General features: G+C 64.4%; 16 protein-coding genes. 6 read left to right on the top strand and 10 right to left on the bottom strand.

The window, feature by feature from the left end:
- Positions 1-165 precede the first annotated feature (165 nt).
- The 4 genes from AAGA68_17465 (at position 166) to AAGA68_17480 (ending at position 6887) form a co-directional block, all read left to right on the top strand.
- Positions 166-2205: a S41 family peptidase gene (locus AAGA68_17465; GenBank protein ID MEM9386853.1), complete on the top strand. Its 2040-nt coding sequence runs from the start codon at positions 166-168 to the stop codon at positions 2203-2205.
- Positions 2202-3617 (top strand): ATP-binding protein, encoded by a 1416-nt coding sequence (locus AAGA68_17470; GenBank protein MEM9386854.1) that lies wholly within the window; start codon positions 2202-2204, stop codon positions 3615-3617. The genes AAGA68_17465 and AAGA68_17470 overlap by 4 nt, the downstream gene beginning before the upstream one ends.
- On the top strand, positions 3614-4288 hold the full coding sequence (locus tag AAGA68_17475; GenBank protein MEM9386855.1) for a response regulator transcription factor: 675 nt from the start codon (positions 3614-3616) through the stop codon (positions 4286-4288). Before AAGA68_17470 ends, AAGA68_17475 begins: the two co-directional genes overlap by 4 nt.
- Before the next feature lie 148 nt (positions 4289-4436).
- Positions 4437-6887, top strand: a complete 2451-nt coding sequence (locus AAGA68_17480) for a TonB-dependent receptor (GenBank protein ID MEM9386856.1) — start codon at positions 4437-4439, stop codon at positions 6885-6887.
- A 59-nt stretch (positions 6888-6946) separates the two neighbouring features.
- Here AAGA68_17480 and AAGA68_17485 read toward each other — a convergent pair whose 3' ends face one another.
- The 5 genes from AAGA68_17485 to AAGA68_17505 all read right to left on the bottom strand — a co-directional run bounded on the left by AAGA68_17485 (position 6947) and on the right by AAGA68_17505 (position 9894).
- Positions 6947-7804 carry a hypothetical protein gene (locus AAGA68_17485; GenBank protein ID MEM9386857.1) on the bottom strand — a complete coding sequence of 286 codons (858 nt, stop codon included), beginning with the start codon at positions 7802-7804 and terminating at the stop codon, positions 6947-6949.
- Between the two features lie 3 nt (positions 7805-7807).
- On the bottom strand, positions 7808-8314 hold the full coding sequence (locus AAGA68_17490; GenBank protein MEM9386858.1) for an OsmC family protein: 507 nt from the start codon (positions 8312-8314) through the stop codon (positions 7808-7810).
- Between the two features lie 79 nt (positions 8315-8393).
- On the bottom strand, positions 8394-8675 hold the full coding sequence (locus AAGA68_17495) for a peptidylprolyl isomerase (GenBank protein ID MEM9386859.1): 282 nt from the start codon (positions 8673-8675) through the stop codon (positions 8394-8396).
- Between the two features lie 78 nt (positions 8676-8753).
- Positions 8754-9212, bottom strand: coding sequence for a hypothetical protein (locus AAGA68_17500; GenBank protein ID MEM9386860.1), 459 nt, complete (start codon positions 9210-9212; stop codon positions 8754-8756).
- Positions 9199-9894: a hypothetical protein gene (locus AAGA68_17505; GenBank protein MEM9386861.1), complete on the bottom strand. Its 696-nt coding sequence runs from the start codon at positions 9892-9894 to the stop codon at positions 9199-9201. The genes AAGA68_17500 and AAGA68_17505 overlap by 14 nt, the downstream gene beginning before the upstream one ends.
- Positions 9895-9968: 74 nt before the next feature.
- Between AAGA68_17505 and AAGA68_17510 the strand changes: the two genes are divergently transcribed.
- Positions 9969-11117, top strand: a complete 1149-nt coding sequence (locus AAGA68_17510) for a methionine aminotransferase (protein ID MEM9386862.1) — start codon at positions 9969-9971, stop codon at positions 11115-11117.
- On the top strand, positions 11105-11878 hold the full coding sequence (locus AAGA68_17515; protein MEM9386863.1) for an amidohydrolase: 774 nt from the start codon (positions 11105-11107) through the stop codon (positions 11876-11878). The genes AAGA68_17510 and AAGA68_17515 overlap by 13 nt, the downstream gene beginning before the upstream one ends.
- Before the next feature lie 206 nt (positions 11879-12084).
- Here the strand turns inward: AAGA68_17515 and eda are convergent, their stop codons facing one another.
- From eda to AAGA68_17540, 5 genes are all read right to left on the bottom strand, one after another.
- A complete protein-coding gene (gene eda / locus AAGA68_17520) occupies positions 12085-12708 on the bottom strand; it encodes a bifunctional 4-hydroxy-2-oxoglutarate aldolase/2-dehydro-3-deoxy-phosphogluconate aldolase (GenBank protein MEM9386864.1) in 624 nt (207 codons plus the stop codon).
- A gap of 23 nt (positions 12709-12731) precedes the next feature.
- Positions 12732-14603, bottom strand: a complete 1872-nt coding sequence (gene edd / locus AAGA68_17525; protein ID MEM9386865.1) for a phosphogluconate dehydratase — start codon at positions 14601-14603, stop codon at positions 12732-12734.
- Positions 14604-14618: 15 nt separating this feature from the next.
- A complete protein-coding gene (gene pgl, locus AAGA68_17530) occupies positions 14619-15323 on the bottom strand; it encodes a 6-phosphogluconolactonase (protein MEM9386866.1) in 705 nt (234 codons plus the stop codon).
- Positions 15320-16795 (bottom strand): glucose-6-phosphate dehydrogenase, encoded by a 1476-nt coding sequence (zwf, locus tag AAGA68_17535; GenBank protein MEM9386867.1) that lies wholly within the window; start codon positions 16793-16795, stop codon positions 15320-15322. The genes pgl and zwf overlap by 4 nt, the downstream gene beginning before the upstream one ends.
- A 34-nt stretch (positions 16796-16829) precedes the next feature.
- Positions 16830-17360 (bottom strand): copper chaperone PCu(A)C (locus AAGA68_17540; GenBank protein ID MEM9386868.1); only part of this gene is annotated, 531 nt, incomplete at its 5' end.

The following is a 17360-nucleotide window of genomic DNA, read 5'->3' on the forward strand; positions in this document are numbered from 1 at the left end:
TGCGACGCAAGGTCGCAGTTCCCGCTTCCGGCTTGGGCCGCGTTCTCAGGTATGCACGGCATTCGATCCATCACATGGCTGGTGCTACCGTGGCTTATTCTGTTCACCCATTGTAAACGCTCGACCCGACGCCGACAGCGTTATGTCGACGGACCCGAGGGACGCATGTTCTGCCGCACGCCCAGGCGCGCCCTGACCCACCTTGCACTGGTCGCTTTCGCCTCCGGTGCTTGGGTTTGCACGATCGCCGAGGACACCCCGAGAGTTGATCCGATCGCGGTCGATACGGTACGCGCGGTGGTGTCGCTGGCACGCGACAACCACTACCTTGGCGACCGCTTGGACGCTGCTGTCGTCAAGGAGCACTTGCGCCGGACCCGCGAGGCCTTTATCCGCCAACTCGACGCCCGGGGCGACCTGTTGCTGGAAGAGGACTTGGCGCTGCTCGACGATCAGGCCGTCGCCGAGGCCCTCGCCAGTGGTGATCTGCACGCTGTCCACGCACTTGCCGCTCGCCAGCGCGACCGCCTAGTGCAACGTGCCGCCTGGGTGCGTGAGCTGGGCAAGGAAGGCGCCGCCCGTCAGGAGCCTAAAGCGACCGCCGCTGAGCAAGCGCATCAACTTTGGACCGCCAGGCGAGCGCAGGAGCTCGCCTGGTTGCTCGCGAACGGTCAGTCTCCTGGACAGGCCGATGCGGTGGTGGTCGAACGCTACCGACGGCTCGCGGAGCGCGCCGCGGCACGCACACCGATGGAAGAACTGGAACTGTTCCTCGATGCAATGCTCGCCGCCCTCGATCCCCATTCGGGCTACCGATCCCCCCCGCGCCGCGCGCGCGGGGGACGGCCCGCTCCACGCGATCTGTTCGGCATTGGCGCCACCCTGGCCTTCGATGGCGACTACATCCAGCTACAACGGCTGCTCGGCGGCGGCGCGGCAGAACGAAGCGGCCTACTGAACGCCGGGGACCGCATTCTCTCGGTCACGGACAGTGAAAACCCGGCCGCGACACTCGACGTCGTCGGCTGGGCGATAGAGGAAGTGGCGAACGTCATCCGCGGGCCTCGCGGCTCCGAGGTTACGCTCGAGGTGCTACCACGGGGGGCGGAGGAGTCCTCTTTGCCTGCCCGCGTCAGCCTGATGCGCGACCGTATCGTACTCGATCGCAGTCGCGTGTCGGCGGAACTTGTGAAGGTCGACGGAATGCCAATTGGCATCATTCGGGTGCCCGCTTTCTACGTAGACTATGCGGGGTTGGGTCGCGGGGAAACGAACTACGACAGTGCAGCCTCTGACGTGGCCAAAGCCCTCGTGCGCTTGCGGCGCGATGCCCCTTCCCTCGGTGCGATACTCCTCGACCTGCGCGGCAACGGTGGCGGCGCACTGATCGAAGCGGTACGCATGGTTGGCCTGTTCATCGATGAGGGGCCGGTGGTGCGCGTTCGACACGCTAATGGCGGCGTGGAGGTATTCGACGACGACCAGCCGGGACGGGCCTGGAAGGGCCCCTTGGCCGTGCTCGTCGACCGCTATGCAGCGTCCGCCTCGGAGATCGTCGCCGCCGCCCTCCAAGACTACGAGCGCGCCACTGTGATCGGCGAACTCACCTACGGCAAAGGTTCGGTCCAAGAGCCCTTCGACCTGCGCAACGCCGATGGCTTCGCCCAGGCCGTCGGCCGGGTGTCCCTCACCACCGCCAAGTTCTTTCGGGTTAACGGCGAGAGCACTCAGCTAAATGGCGTCACGCCCGATATCGCCTTGCCCGCCTCCCTGACCAACGGCCGCTACGGCGAGCGCTTCGAGTACTGGCCGATGTCCGCAGACCGCATCGCGGCGGCGAAGTATCAGGCGGAGACGCTGTCGGCCATGGCCTTACCCACGGACGAACTACCCCTACAGAGCACGGGCTTGTGGCAGACGCGCCCGGCCTACCTGCGTGCCTCTCAAGATGCCGAGCCAGTCGTGACCATCGACTCGCACGCCGCCGCTCGATCCCAGCGGAAGGCCTTTCGCGGTCGCTTGCTCGAGCGCCTCGGCGAAGACGGGCTGGATATGACGGCCCCGCTGCCAATTCTCTGGAGCACGCTGGTGCGCCAGGACGCACTGACCCTCTTAAGACGCTTGGTCGATGAGGACAACGCGGAGCCTGTCGCCTCCCACCATTCGGCCGCACCGTCGGCCGTCGCCCCCCCTCAGCAGCAATGAACCTCGCCTTTCGCCTCAATCTGATGGTGGCCCTGGCGCTGCTCCTGCTCCTCGGTGGCGCCGTCAGCCTAATTCTGACGCAGGCGAGGGAATCGGTCGCCGAAGAGACCGACTCGGCCCTCACGCTGACCCTACAGCTCCTCGAGGCGCTGTCCGGCGCTGGGGCGGATCTAAGCGCTGAATCCCAGGCAGCTGCGCTGCCGAGCGACAACGCCGTGGTCTCAGCATTGATCGCCCGCGTGTCGCGCTTGCGTGATGTGCGTCACGTGGACATCGGCCTGGTTCGAAACGATGGCATGCAGCCCTTTGTCCCTGCCGGCATGGGCATTGAGGGATCCGCGCCGCGCTGGTTTGCTCGCCTGGTCGAACCGGAGCCCGTCGAGTACCGCTACCAGCTCGCCCTTCAGGGTCGTCGCGTCGGTATCGCCCTGCGCCCACGCCCCGGCGATGAAGTCGATGAGGCATGGAAGGAGTCGCGGGCCACCTTCGCCCTACTGGTGAGCTTCGCCTTCCTCGTAATGCTACTTACGGGTTGGATGAGCCATCGCGCCCTACGTCCCGTGGACAAGGTGCTACGCGCCCTAGATCGCCTCGAGCAAGGCGACTACTCCACTCGTGTACAGCGCTTCGACCTACCCGAGTTGCAGCGCATCTCAGACCGCCTGAACCACGTCGCCACCACGCTGTCCGAGCAGGCCGAGGAGAACCAGGAGCTGAGTCGCCAGGCGCTGGCCATCCAGGAGGCGGAGCGTCGCCACCTGGCCCAGGAGCTACACGACGAGCTCGGCCAGGCCATCTCCGCGATCAAAGCGCTGGCGGTCTCCACGCGCCAGCGCGCGGGCGATGCGACAGCGGTTACTGAGCGCACGTCTACAATATGCGATGTGAGCGATCAAATGTATTCGGTAGTGCGCCGCCTTATGAGCGAGCTTCGACCCGCTGCCCTCGATGATTTAGGGCTGCGCGCTTCCATCGAGAAGCTGGTGGAGGATTGGAGCGACAGACACCATGGCGCGATGACTCAGCTTACCATCAATGGGGAGCTGGCTGACTTGCACGAAGACGTAACGATCAAGATCTATCGCATCGTGCAGGAAGCGCTCACCAACGTGGCACGACATGCGGGCGCCACCAGGGTTGATGTGCATATCGCCATCGATGAAAACGAACTGACCGTGCTCGTGGGCGACGACGGCGTCGGCATCACCCCCGCGACCTTACGCAAGGGCCTCGGGTTGGTGGGGATGCGCGAGCGAATAGAATCCCTCGGCGGCACGCTGACCTTGGATCGGCAACACGACGATGGGGGCACAATCGTCTACGCACGAATCCCCCATGGTGAATCGCTCACCCACGAAGCAGAACCCGCGAGCCGCCGCTCGCCACTTATGCAGACCGTGACACCGGCATGATGAACCCCCTACCGAAGACCGTGCGTGTGCTACTAGTCGATGACCACGCGGTGGTGCGCGCGGGCTATCGCGTACTGCTGGCGGATGCGCCAGACATGGCCCTCATCGCGGAAGCGGACACAGGCGAGCTGGCCTGCCAACGCTACGTGGAGGAGCAACCGGACGTGGTGGTAATGGACGTATCGCTACCGGGGATCAGCGGCTTGGAAGCGGCGCGACGAATCCTCATGCGAGACGCGAAGGCTCGCATCATCGTGTTCTCGATGCACGAGGAATCCGCCTTCGTCCACCAGGCACTCAGCGTGGGCGTGAAGGGCTACGTGACCAAGGGAGGTGCTCCCGAGTTGCTCGTCGAAGCGGTCCGCCAGGTGGTCTGCGGAGGAAAATTCCTGGATCCGCGGCTCGGCGATATCACCCCGGCGAGCGACCAACGTGCGGCGATCGACGCCCTTTCGCCACGTGAGTTCAGCATTTTTCGCCTGCTGGCGGAAGGCCACGGCAACTCGGAGATCGGTCAGCGCTTGCGCCTGAGCGAAAAAACTGTCGCCAACTATGCCACGCAGATTCGCAAGAAACTCGGTGTACAGAACCGGACCGAGCTCGTTTATTTCGCGGTAAGTCAAGGGGTTGTGGACTCACCAGAGGTTCCGAATTCCACTGCCGTAGATTGACGCGTCGCAGCAGGATTTTTTCCCGACTCGTCCAGAGGGGAGCCTCCAGCAGGGGTAATAGCGCCTATCCTATGCCACTGTTTTACCGAGTTTTAGTTCAGGAGTTTGGGGCTCCGACAACGACTTGGCGATGACCTTGAGGGTAGGAATGATAAATACGACACGGACGAGAGCGGGCCGACTGCGCCCTGGGGTAGTGGCCTTGGGTCTCATGCTCGCGGTCAATCTGGCTGGGCACACGGCCGTTGGACAGGACGCTGACGTCGACGAGGAAGTGGAGGTCATTGGCATTACGCCCCTCGGCGCCGATGGGCTAGACCGCGACAAGCTGCCGTCGAACGTCCGCAGCGCCACAGATGAGGACATCCAGGCACAGCACTTGCTTGACCTGAGTGCCTACCTCAATCGCAACTTCGCCGGTGTCTTCGTCAACGAAGGCACGACGAACCCACTACAGCCGGACATCCAGTTCCGCGGCTACACCGCCTCTCCCCTACTTGGCTTACCCCAGGGGCTGGCTGTTTACCAGGACGGCGTCCGCCTAAACGAACCATTCGGTGACACGGTGAACTGGGCGCTGATGCCCGAATCCGCGGTAGCCAGCATCGACTTGATTCCCGGCGCCTATCCCGTGTTCGGGCTCAATAGCCTCGGCGGCGCCATCGCCATCCGCACGAAGAACGGCTTCACCAACCCCGGCACCAACGTCGAGGCTGGCGCAGGCGCTTGGGGCCGGGTAACCGCGGACTTCGAAACGGGCCGCGCGTTCACTGACGACAAGGATGTAAGCTTCTACATCAACGGCTCCTACTTCGAAGAAAGCGGCTGGCGCGATTTCTCGCCATCTGAAGCTGCCCGAGTCTTTGCCAACGTGTCCTGGCAAGGCGACAACAGCACGCTGGACGCCGACATCACCTGGGCGGACACGGATCTGATCGGTAACGGTGCGATTCCCTTCGAGCTCGCTGACCAGGACCGAGAAGCGATCTTCACGCGGCCTGATCAGACTGAGAACAACCTCTTCACCCTGAACTTCCGAGGGTCTCATGCCTTCGGCGCGGCCAAGGTGAGCTGGAACGCCTACTACCGTCGCAGCGACATTTCATCCTTTAACGGCGACGACTCCGACTTCGGCGAGTGTGCCGACGACGACAACATCGGGTTTATCTGCGAGGGTGACGACGACGACGATGATGATGACGACGACGACGACGACGAGTTCGGTGACGACGACGACGATTTCGATGATGACGATGACTTCGACGACGACGACGATGATGACGACGGCGATGACGATGACGACGAGGAAGAGGAAGTCGTCGTCGACGCCAACGGCAACCCGATCCCGGCCAACGCCAACACGATCGGCGGCACCGTCAACCGCACCAACACTGAGCAAGACACTTACGGCCTGAACCTGCAGGTGTCTCTGGAGAGCACCTTCGCCAACGGCGGCGGCAATCAGTTCGTAATCGGCGGTAACTTCGTCTCTAGTGCCATCGACTTCAATGCCAGCACCGAGCTCGGCACCCTGGACGACACTCGTCAGGCCATCGGCAGCGGCTTCTTCGTGAACGAGGCCTTCACGGACCTGGAAACGGAAACGGAGAACTACAGCGCGTTCTTCATCAACACCTTCTCGCCCAGCGACAGGGTCAGCATCCTGCTCTCGGGTCAGTGGAACGCCACCAATATCGTGCTCGAGGACCAGCTTGGCACGGCGCTGAACGGAGATCACTCGTTCTACCGCTTCAACCCCGCCGGCGGCATCACCTTCGACGTGACGGACGGCATCCAGCTCTACGGTGGCTACTTCGAGTCCGCCCGGGCACCCACGCCGGTAGAGCTCACCTGCGCCGATCCGGACGATCCCTGCCGTTTGCCGAACGCGTTCCTCGCGGATCCCCCCCTAGATCAGGTGGTGGCACGCACGATAGAAGCCGGTATCCGCGGGTCCAACGGGTACCTCGACTGGAGCGTGGGCTTCTTCCACACGCGCAACCGCGACGACATCATCTTCATCAGCGCCGGCCCCTTCACCAACTCGGGCTTCTTCGACAACGTGGGCAACACCACGCGAGACGGCGTGGAAGTGATGTTCAATGGCAACTTTGGTAGCCGCGGCAGCTGGTTCGCCAACTACACCTACCTCGAAGCAGAGTTCGACGAGAATTTCGCGGTGTCGAGCCCCAACAATCCCCTCGCGCAGGACGGGCAGATCGACGTGGAGGTGGGGGATCGCTTGCCGGGCATTCCGGAGCATCTGGCCAAGGCAGGCTTTAGCTACGATGTGACGCCACGCTTCACCTTCGGTGCGGACATCAACTACTCCTCAGAGCGCTTCCTGCGCGGGGACGAGGCGAACATCCTGCCCACGCTCGACGGCTTCACCACGGTGAACGTGCGGGGTGAGTATCGCCTGAGTGACCTGGCGCGTATCTTCGTCACCGTGGAGAACCTCTTCGACGAGGAATACGCCACGCTCGGTCTGCTCGGCGAAGCCGACGAAGTGCTCGGGGACGACTTCGAGGATTCGCGCTTTCTCACCCCTGGGGCACCGCTGGCAGCGTGGGTGGGAGTGACCTTCTCACTCAAGTAATCCAGTCCCGCCATCCAACCCGGCTGGACGGGCGTCTAGCCACCTGTTCAGCCGGGCCCTTACCTGAGGCGGCGCTCAACCGCCGCCACAAAGGCGTCCAAAGCCCTTGGCGCCTGCACGAAGTAAAGCGACGGCTCGATCAACTCGAGCTCGCTCAAGAGCAGACCGCCCGCTCCGTCGTCAAAGACATCGACGCGCGCGTAGAGCAAGCCTTCGCGTAGCGATGCCGGCAGGCAGGCCAGAGCCTGTTGCACGAACGCACGCTCCTGCCCGGTGGGCACGTGGGCCGCCGACACCTGCTCCTGATCCCCTTTAAAACGTGCAGTTTTGACAATCGCATGACTGAGCTCGCCGTCGATGCAAACTAACGCTCGCTCCCCACCCTGCTCCACCGTGGATATGTAGGGCTGCACCATGGCGTCACGTCGCGCCGTGAGATCACGCAGAAACGCGAGTGCCTCGTCGTGCGCATGGGCTGCGAAGCGCCGGGTGGCGTAGGAGCTGCCGGAGACTGCCGGCTTCACCACGACCGAGCCCCAATCGAGCTGGGCGAACTCATGCATCGTGGGGGGCTCGCCGCGACCCACGTGCAAGGTGGGGGTGACTGGCAAGCCGGCTGCCTCCAGCGCGGCTAGGTAGCGCTTGTGGACGTTCCATCGCACAGCCTCCAGGGAATTGCACAGGTGGGTGACGCGCGCCGTCTCAGACAGAAAGGCGTCGAAGGCCTCGACGTGCCAAATGTAGTCCCAGGTGGATCTGATAATGCACAGATCGAAGGCCCCTGGTGACTCGCCGGGCGCGTTCCACGCCAGCAGCTGGGCGTCGTATCCCGCCGCACGAAAGGCCTGCAGCGTGAGTGCTTCGTCCGGATCAGGCTCGGGAAGATCGCGACAGGTGAGCAGCGCAATCCGGCCCATCGCCTAGCCGTCAGCGCCGTCTAGGGCCGGCGCACCATCGCTGGTCGCCCATTGCGTCGATAGATCTACCTCAATCTCGCACAGCACAGAGTTGGCTAGGAAGCACTCGCGGTGAGCCCGTTCGTGCAGGCTGCGCAGGGCCGCCGGGTCCGGTGCTTCACTATCATCGGCGAACCGTATGACCGGCCGCAGGGTCACGCTGGTCAGCGCCAAACGGTCCTCACCGTTTCGCGCGAGTACGCCCACCGCGTCGTCCCGGTAGCTCTCCACCACCAACCGTCGTCGCGCCGCCACGGCCAAGAAAGTGAGCATGTGACAGCTGGCGAGCGACGCGACGAAGGCCTGTTCGGGATCCACCAGTTCGCCGTTACCCAGAAACTGGGTCGCCGCCGAGGCGGCTACCGGCGCGCCGACGCCGTCGAAGTACCATTGATGATCACGTGAATATTCTTCGTAGGTGAACGCGTGCGCGCCACGGGCCCACTCGATAGAGACGCGGTGATCGGACATGCGAGAACACTCCTTACAGCCGTCGCTCATCCGACGCCCCTCGAGTAGCTCGCAGGACGCCGGGTCGGATGATGCGATTTCAGTCTTGTCGGGCAGTCACTTCCAAGAGGTGGAAGCCGAACTGGGTCTGAACCGGGCCTTGCACCTCGTTTAGCGGAGCGCTGAATACGACCCGGTCGAACTCTGGCACCATCTGGCCACGCCCGAAGCTACCGAGCTCACCGCCTCGGCTGCCGGAAGGGCATTGGGAGTGCTCCCTAGCCACCTCGGCGAACGCCGCACCATCGGCGATCTGCTGCTTAAGCTCGAGGCACTGCGCCTCCGTCGGAACGAGAATATGCCGCGCACTAGCCTGTGCCATCGATCATCTCCGCAAGGACAAAGGCCGAGCAGCGTAGCGGACGCCTGCATCAGGAACAACCGGCCCGCCGAGCTCTGCTTAGAGGGCAGAGATGTAGATGCGTTCGGCGACACGCTGCAGCAAGCGGTGGCACGCCCACCACGCCGGCATCAGGAGCGGAGAGGCGGAGAGGAGCAATAGCGCAGTGAAGTGCACGCCCCGGGCGATCCCCACGAACGGCGCCATGATCGATAAGGGGGTCACGGCCGGATCAAAAAACCAGGCGTAACCGTAGCCCCACGCCACCGCGGTGAGCACCGCCGCGTAGAGCAACACCCACAGCGGGGTACGGTCGCGGCCAGGGTGGCGAGTGACGTAGCGAGCCCCGTAGCTAGCACCGAACCATAGGCTTGCAGCCGAGAAGATCGCCGCGCCGATCCAGCGTCCTTCGCTCGGCAGCAGGGGACTTAGCCAAGCCGCCGCGGCGCATGCCCCTGAGGCGGTCAGACCGTAGAGCGCACCGCTTACCAGAGAGGTCCGCCGCTTACCCGCCGACACGGCTCGCTCCGCCGCCCGAGCCTGAGGAGCCGTCGACCCCCTGGCGCAGATCCGCGGCTAGCTGTCGCATCGCCCGCGATTGGCGTTCCATAGCCGTCACGTCGAGGCTGGCCACGGCCTCCTCCAATCCCTGCGCCAACTGCGCCGCACGATCCGCGCCATCGATGACCAGCCGGCTGACCCCAGCGACGGCGTCCAGTCCGAGATCCGTCAGTGGATTGGAGAGCAAGGGAATGCGCCGCACGACGTTGGAGACTTGCGTGATCGTGCGATCGAGCAGCAGCAACCCATCTACGCTGGTCGTACGCATCGCGCCGAGTAACTCGCCCATCGCGCCGGAGGTCTCCTGTAGCGAGGCAAGCAGCGAGAGCGCCCCGCGGTACTCATCGATAGCGCCACGTGCTTCCTGATCGATACGTCGGTGAACTAACACCACGAAGCCCAAGGCACCGGCGACGAGCAGCGCGCCAAGGATCGCCACGATCCACTTCCAGGCACCGCCGAGGACCAAGGCTCCCAACAAGCTCACCAGCCCGACCGCCCCGGCCGCTATCGCCCCGTGCATCGCCTGACGGAGTTGACCGAGGGCCGCCTGCCACTCGTCTGCCATCAAGGCTGCTTCCTGCGGCGGGCGCGCCTGATCTTGCGTGTCTGTCGCGGGCTTGTGCGCTTCGCTGTTCATATCCCGTATCCTAGTCCTTAACTCCGGCCGTACCGGAGGCGATCCACCCTTCGATGTTAGGTACTCGCCCGCCCATGTCCGCATCCATTCAAAGCAAGCTGCCGGACGTCGGCACTACCATCTTCTCCGTAATGAGCCAGCTGGCCGCCGAGCACGGCGCCATCAACCTGTCTCAGGGTTACCCCGATTTCGATCCGCCGCAAGCCCTGCTCAGCGGCCTGACCCGCGCCGTCAACAGCGGCGCCAATCAGTACGCGCCCATGGCTGGCCTCCCAGCACTAGGCGAAGCGCTGGGCGAGAAACACCGCGTCCTCTATGGCCATGAGGGCGATTGGGCCTCGCAGCTGACGGTCACGGTCGGCGCCACCGAAGCACTCTTCAGCGCCGTGCAAGCCCTGGTGCATGCGGGCGATGAGGTCATAGTGCTCGACCCTGCTTACGACGCCTACGAGCCCGCCGTCCGCTTGGCCGGCGGCACCGTGCGACGCGTCGCCCTTCGCAGCGAGGACTTCAGCGTCGACTGGCAACGGGTGGAGGACGCGATCCGGCCGAACACCCGCTTGCTAATGCTGAACTTCCCCCATAACCCCACTGGGGCGATCCTAACGCACGACGACTTGGACACCCTGGAAGCTCTCCTCGAGCGCCATCCGCTCACTGTGGTCAGCGACGAGGTCTACGAACACATGGTGTACGACGGGCGCCCGCACCTGAGCTTGCTGACCCGACCTGCCCTCGCCACCCGCGCGGTCGTCGTATCCTCCTTCGGCAAGACCTGCCATTGCACGGGCTGGAAGATTGGCTATTGCACGGCGCCTTCACCCATCACCCAAGAGATTCGAAAGGTTCATCAGTTCGTTCCCTTCGCCGTGAGCACACCCATGCAGCACGCACTGGCTGAGTTCACGACCCAGCACCCCGAGCACCACGAGGCACTGCCGTCCTTCTACCAGGGCAAGCGCGACCTGTTCGTGTCGCTCCTACAAGACTCGCGCCTAGAGCTTACGCCGACACCTTCCACCTACTTCCAGCTCGCCGACTACAGCGCCCTAAGTGAGTTAGACGATGTGGCCTACGCGCGCCAACTCACGATAGACGTCGGCGTCGCGGCAATCCCCGTTTCCGTGTTCTGCGAGTCCTTTGACCGTCGCCTGGTGCGATTCTGCTTCGCCAAGGACGACGACACCCTACGTCAAGCGGCGGAGAAGTTATGTCAGCTCTAACCCTCAGCCTGATTCAGGCAAACCTCGCCTGGCACGACCCTGAGCGCAACCACGAGGTACTAAGCCAACATATCCAGCGCCTACCCCCGAGCGATGTAATCGTCCTGCCGGAGATGTTCAGCACGGGCTTCAGCATGGATGCGGCGGCTCTGGCCGAGCCCACGGACGGCCCGTCGGTGGGCTGGTTGCGCGCGCAGGCACGCGCCACCGATGCTGCCGTGTGCGGCTCGCTGATCGTGGTTGAAGAGGGTCTCTACTACAACCGCTTTTGCTGGGTGACGCCCGACGGCGCGCTGACCACCTACGACAAGCGCCACCTCTTCCGCATGGCGGGCGAGCATGAGCACTACGCGGCGGGAGCCTCCCGATGCACGGTCGACTTCCGCGGCTTTCGGATCTTGCCGTTGGTTTGCTACGACCTACGCTTCCCCGTATGGAGCCGCAACACGCAGCAGTACGACCTGATGATCGTCGTCGCCAACTGGCCGACGCCAAGGCGCACGGCGTGGCAGACTCTGCTGCGCGCCCGCGCGATCGAGAACGTAAGCTACGTGGCCGGGGTGAACCGAGTGGGAGAGGATGGCAACGGCGTGCCCTACGGCGGCGATTCGGCGGTGATCAACTACCTAGGCAAGCCGCTCGCCACCCTGGCGGAGGTGGAAACGCACGTGAGCGTGACGATCGAGCGCGATCCGCTGATGCGTTTCCGCGATCGATTCCCCTTCCACCTCGATGCGGACACGTTCGCGCTTGACGACTGAGAGAGGGGGGCCAGCGAGACGGCGAAGGGAGGGGAAGCTCCGACCGTCTCGCTGACATAAGCGCAACCCTGCGCGTTTTTGGGAAGTAGCTGCAACGACCGCGCCAACGCCACACAGAGGGTCGCGATTCAGGCGCTTAAGCGCCGCGCGCGGCGCAGCCCAGCAGCACCTGTCAATGCAATCGACGATGAACGATGCAACCTAACTCAGAGCTCGCGTACACCGCGCGCCAGCTCCGCAATCCCCGACCAGTCGCGTCCATCCACCGCCTCGCGGGGCAGCAACCAGCTGCCGCCCACGCAGGGGACAGCGCCGAGCGCGAGGTACTGGGGCGCCGTATCCAGGGAGATCCCGCCCGTCGGGCAAAATCGAATCCCCGGGAACACGGCGGACATGGCCTTGAGCGCGCTGACCCCACCGGCAGGTCCCGCCGGGAAGAACTTGGCCGCCGTATAGCCCGAGGCCACCAAGCTCGCCACCTCCGTCGGGGTCTGAGCGCCCGGCAGGTAGGGCAAGCGACGACGGCGTGCCGAGGCCACGAGCTCCGGGGGTGATCCGGGCGAGACGATGAACTGCGCTCCGGCCTCTTCGGCCAGCACCCAGTCGTGAGCTGTCCACACGGTGCCCGCTCCGACGAGCAGATCAGGAAGCTCGCGGCGCAGGGCTTCAATCGCCGCCAAGGCATCGCGGGTGCGCAGGGTCACCTCGATGATCTGCACGCCGCCCTGCATCAGCGCCTCGCCGATAGCCACGGCGTAGGTGGCATCAGGAATACTGGCCACGGGGACGACCCGAGAGCGCTCCAGCACCGTATCGATCGTAATGTCCATATCAGTCTCTCGCGTAAATTGGCTCAGCCGTCTTGGGGCATGCTAGTCGCTTGAATCTCATCCGCCGCACCGGTGTACACAGCACCCTGCTCCGCCCCCGTGACCACGTTGCGGAACACCTCGAACAGTTCGCGCCCCATGCCGAGCGTATCGCGCGTGGCGCAGGGCACGGACTCGCGACTGTCCCACTGGGCTGTGTCGACGAGGGCACACAGCTCGCCAGCGTGAGTGTCTACGCGCAGCAAATCCCCGTCGCGCACCTTGGCGAGGGGTCCGCCGTTGAGGCACTCGGGCGTGACCTGAATCGCTGCCGGCACCTTACCGCTCGCGCCAGACATGCGCCCGTCCGTGACCAAGGCCACCGAGTGACCGCGGCTCTGCACGGCCGTTAGGCTCGGCGTGAGCTTGTGCAGCTCGGGCATGCCGTTCGCCGATGGACCCTGGTAGGTCACGACCACTACACAGTCCCGGTCTAGCTCGCCTGCCTTGAAGGCCTCGAGCACAGCACCTTGGGATTGGAACACTCGCGCAGGTGCTTCCACCACGCGGTGCTCGTCCTTCACCGCCGACACCTTGACGATCGCGCGCCCGAGGTTCCCTTCCATCAGCCTAATGCCACCCGTGGGTGAAAAGGGCTCGTTGACCGGGCGCAGCACGTCCGTGTCCAAGCTCCTGGTTGGACCTCCACGCCATTCGAGATCGTCGCCGGCGAGGTAGGGCTCGTCTCGGTAGGCATCGAGCCCTGAGCCCATGATGGTGAGGACATCACCGTGCAGGAGGCCTGCGCCGAGCAGCTCGCGCATCATCAACTGGATACCGCCGGCCGCGTGCAAGTGGTTCACGTCGGCCGAGCCGTTCGGATAAACGCGCGCCAGCAGTGGCACCACGTCGGACAGCTCCGCGAAATCGGTCCAATCGATCTGAATGCCCGCCGCGTGAGCAATCGCGACGAGATGGATCGTGTGGTTTGTGGAGCCGCCGGAGCTGAGTAGGCCGATCATGCCGTTTAAGATCGCCTTAGCGTCCAACACCTGGCCGATGGGACGGTAAGCACCCGCATCGTCCGCCAAGTCCGTAATGCGCAGGGCCTGCACAGCGGCAGCGCGCGTCAGCGCCTCGCGCAAGGGCGTGCCCGGGTTCACGAAGGACGTCCCCGGCAAGTGCAGCCCCATGAACTCCATCATCAGCTGGTTGCTATTGGCCGTGCCGTAGAAGGTGCAGGTCCCCGGTGAGTGGTAGGACTTCGACTCCGCATCGAGCAGCGCATCACGCCCCACCTTGCCCTCGGCATGCAGCTGGCGAACGCGGGCCTTCTCATCGTTTGGCAACCCGGAGGGCATCGGCCCTGCCGGCACCATGATCACCGGCAGATGCCCGAAGGACAGAGCACCGATCAGCAATCCGGGCACGATCTTGTCGCACACACCGAGGCAGATGGCCGCATCGAACATGTTGTGCGAGAGCGAAACGGCGGTGGCCATCGCGATGACGTCGCGACTGAACAGGGACAGCTCCATGCCCGGTTGGCCCTGCGTGACCCCGTCGCACATGGCTGGCACGCCACCGGCGAACTGCGCCATACCTCCCGCCGCCCAGGCAGCCTCCTTGATCCAACGGGGATAGATCTCGAGCGGCTGATGCGCGGAGAGCATATCGTTGTAAGCGGAGATGACCCCTATGTTGGCGCGCCGGCTGCCGGACAGGGCCTCCTTGCCGTCCTCCGCACAGGCAGCGAACCCGTGGGCCAGGTTGCCGCAGGAGAGCACCCCACGGTGGGGACCGTTGCGCCGCGCGTGTTCGATCTTCTCGAGGTAAGCGGCCCGCGCGACCTGGCTACGCGCTTCGATCCGTTGGGTGATCTTCTCCAGGGTGGGATGTAAGGTCTGGTCGCTCATCGCATGAGTCTCCTGCTAAGGCGCCCAATAACAAGTGACAGGAACACGGGCCTGCTGCAGCACGCATCGCACCGGTAACTCCGCCGGATCATCCCCCCCCATCGCGCGCTCAAGCACGATGAGCTTCTCGTCGCCGAACAGCAGTAGGCCGATCTCACGGGAAGCCAGCAGGCGCGGAGGACTCAGCGTGATGCGCGGCTGCGAGAGGCGCGGCACGTAGACCGCCGCAGCTGCCTCGCGTTCGCTGAGCAAGGCGGCGAGATTGGTCGCATCGGGGAACAGGGAGGCCGTGTGCCCATCCGCGCCCATGCCGAGCAGGCAGTAGTCGAAGGGCTCGTCGAGCGTGGCGAAATGGCGGTTGACTGCGTCTACGGCGTCTTCCGGAGCCGGTTGTTCTCGGTAAAGACCGTGGAGGCGCGCCGCTGCGCCCGGGCCCTGCAGAAGTTCACGGCGCACGAGGGCTTCGTTGCTGTCGGCATGATCGACGGGCACCCAGCGCTCATCGCTCAGCGTCAGGTCGACGCTGCCCCACGGCAGGGTCTGTCGACCGAGGGTCCGGAACAGGCTCACTGGCGATGATCCACCGCTCAGGCATAACCAGGCGCGTCGATCAGCTCCAACGGCCCGCTCGATGGCCACCGCCATCACGCCGCTCAAGGCGGAGGTGGCCTCTTCGCGCGTAGCGAAGCGCTCAATCGTGGGGTTACTACGCGTACTCATTCGGTCGGATCCAACCAACGACGCTCGTCGCGGCCTACGAGCAAGGCGGAATCGGTGGGTCCCCAGGTGCCGGCCGCGTATGGGACAACCGGTTGGCCGCGCTGCTCCCAGCCGTTGCGAACATCATCGATCCAGGCCCACGCGGACTCCACCTCCTCACGATGCATAAACAAGGCTTGATTGCCGCGCAGCACTTCCATCAACAGGCGCTCGTAGGCGTCGGGGTAACGCACGTGGAACTGCTCGGAGAAGGTCAGGTTCAAGGGCAAGGACCTTAGATTGAATCCTCCGGGACCTGGTTCCTTGGTCATGAGAGATAGGGTCACGCCCTCATCCGGCTGCAATCGTATCGTTAGCTGATTGGGCTCCGGGCGCCCGGTCTGCGGCGGGAAGATCGAGTGGGCGACGGGCGAGAACTGCACCACGATGTGGGAAGTCTTCATCGGCAGGCGCTTGCCCGTGCGCAGGTAGAAGGGCACGTCGGCCCAGCGCCAGTTGTCGATCATCGCCTTGATCGCGACGAAGGTCTCCGTGCTGCTGCTCTCGATGCCGGTCTCTTCGCCGTAGCCGGACACTGCCTCACCGTGGACCGCGCCACGCCGATACTGGCCACGTACGGTGCTCGCCTCCACATCGAGCTCGGTGATCGGACGCAAAGCGCGCAATACCTTGAGCTTCTCGCCGCGAATCTGCGCCGGATCCAGACCTGCTGGCGGCTCCATGGCCACCAGGCAAAGGAGCTGCAGCAGGTGGTTTTGCACCATATCGACCAGGGCACCTGTGCGATCGTAGAACTCACCGCGGGTGCCGACGCCGATGTCCTCTGCCACGGTGATCTCCACGTGATCCACCGTTCCTCGACGCCAGAGCGGTTCGAACAGCGAGTTGGAGAAGCGCAGGGCGAGCAGATTCTGCACCGACTCTTTACCCAAGTAGTGATCGATGCGGTAAACCTGATCTTCGCTGAATACGGCGCCAACGGCGCCGTTAACCGCGCGCGCCGACTCGAGGTCGCTACCGACGGGTTTCTCCAGCACGATCCGGGTCTGTCCGTGCTGCAGCTCGTGGCGACCGAGTGCCGTGGCGATCGGGCCGAACAATTGCGGCGCAGTGGCGAGGTAGAAGACGCGCACCCGATCGGTGTGTGCGCCGACCGCGCCCGCCAGCTCGCCCCAGCCATCTTCCTCGAGCACGTCGACCGCGTAGTAGCTAAGGCGCGAGGCAAAGCGCTGCCATACGCTCTCGTCAAAATGCCCCTCCGGCAGGAATCGGCGAAGCGCCGATTGCACCGTCTCGATGAACGCCTCGTGACTCATCTCGCGCCTAGAAACGGCGACGATGCGGCTGTCATCGGAGATCTGATCGTCGATGTCGCGATGGAACAGTGAGGGCAACAGCTTGCGCATCGCAAGGTCACCGGTGCCGCCGAAGATGACGAGGTCGAAGGGCTCGACAGGTACGAACTTAGCCATGGGAGCTCCGGATTAGGGTCAGGGTCGTCTCAACTTATTGGTTGTCGGCAGTCGGCACGGTAATCGTAAAGGCACCGGCACGCTCGAAGCGCAAGGTCATCGCCAGGGGCGTTTCGGGCGCCAGATCACCGTTCAGCATCACGTGCGCGCCACCGCGCGCTAGGACCAGGTCCGCGCCGTCGGCCAAGGCGAAACCCTCCGCCCGCGATCGCATGCGCGAGATGCCGTCGACTATCCGGGTCTCGTGGAGTGACGCCTCGATGGGCGCTGCGCCGCCCGCGGTCTCCACGCTCACCGCGAGCAGTTGATCGTCGTGGCCGCTGCGGTTGTGAACACTGAAGTAGGCGGCCCCCATGCTCATGGCAGGCATCGGTCGTAGCAGCGGCGCGCTGACCCACAGGCCGCTATCCCCCAACGCCTCGGCGCCTGGCGGAAGCGCAGAGGAGGCTGGCTCGTCGCCCGCTCTCGGCGAGCAGGCGGCACTGAGCAGGATCAGCAGGCAGGTGCAAAGAGCGCCTAGGAAACTGGAGTTGGGGCGTTGCGAGGGCACTTGGGGGACGGCTCC

The sequence above is a fragment of the Pseudomonadota bacterium genome, from assembly GCA_039193195.1.
In the GTDB taxonomy this organism is placed as follows: domain Bacteria; phylum Pseudomonadota; class Gammaproteobacteria; order Steroidobacterales; family JBCBZW01; genus JBCBZW01.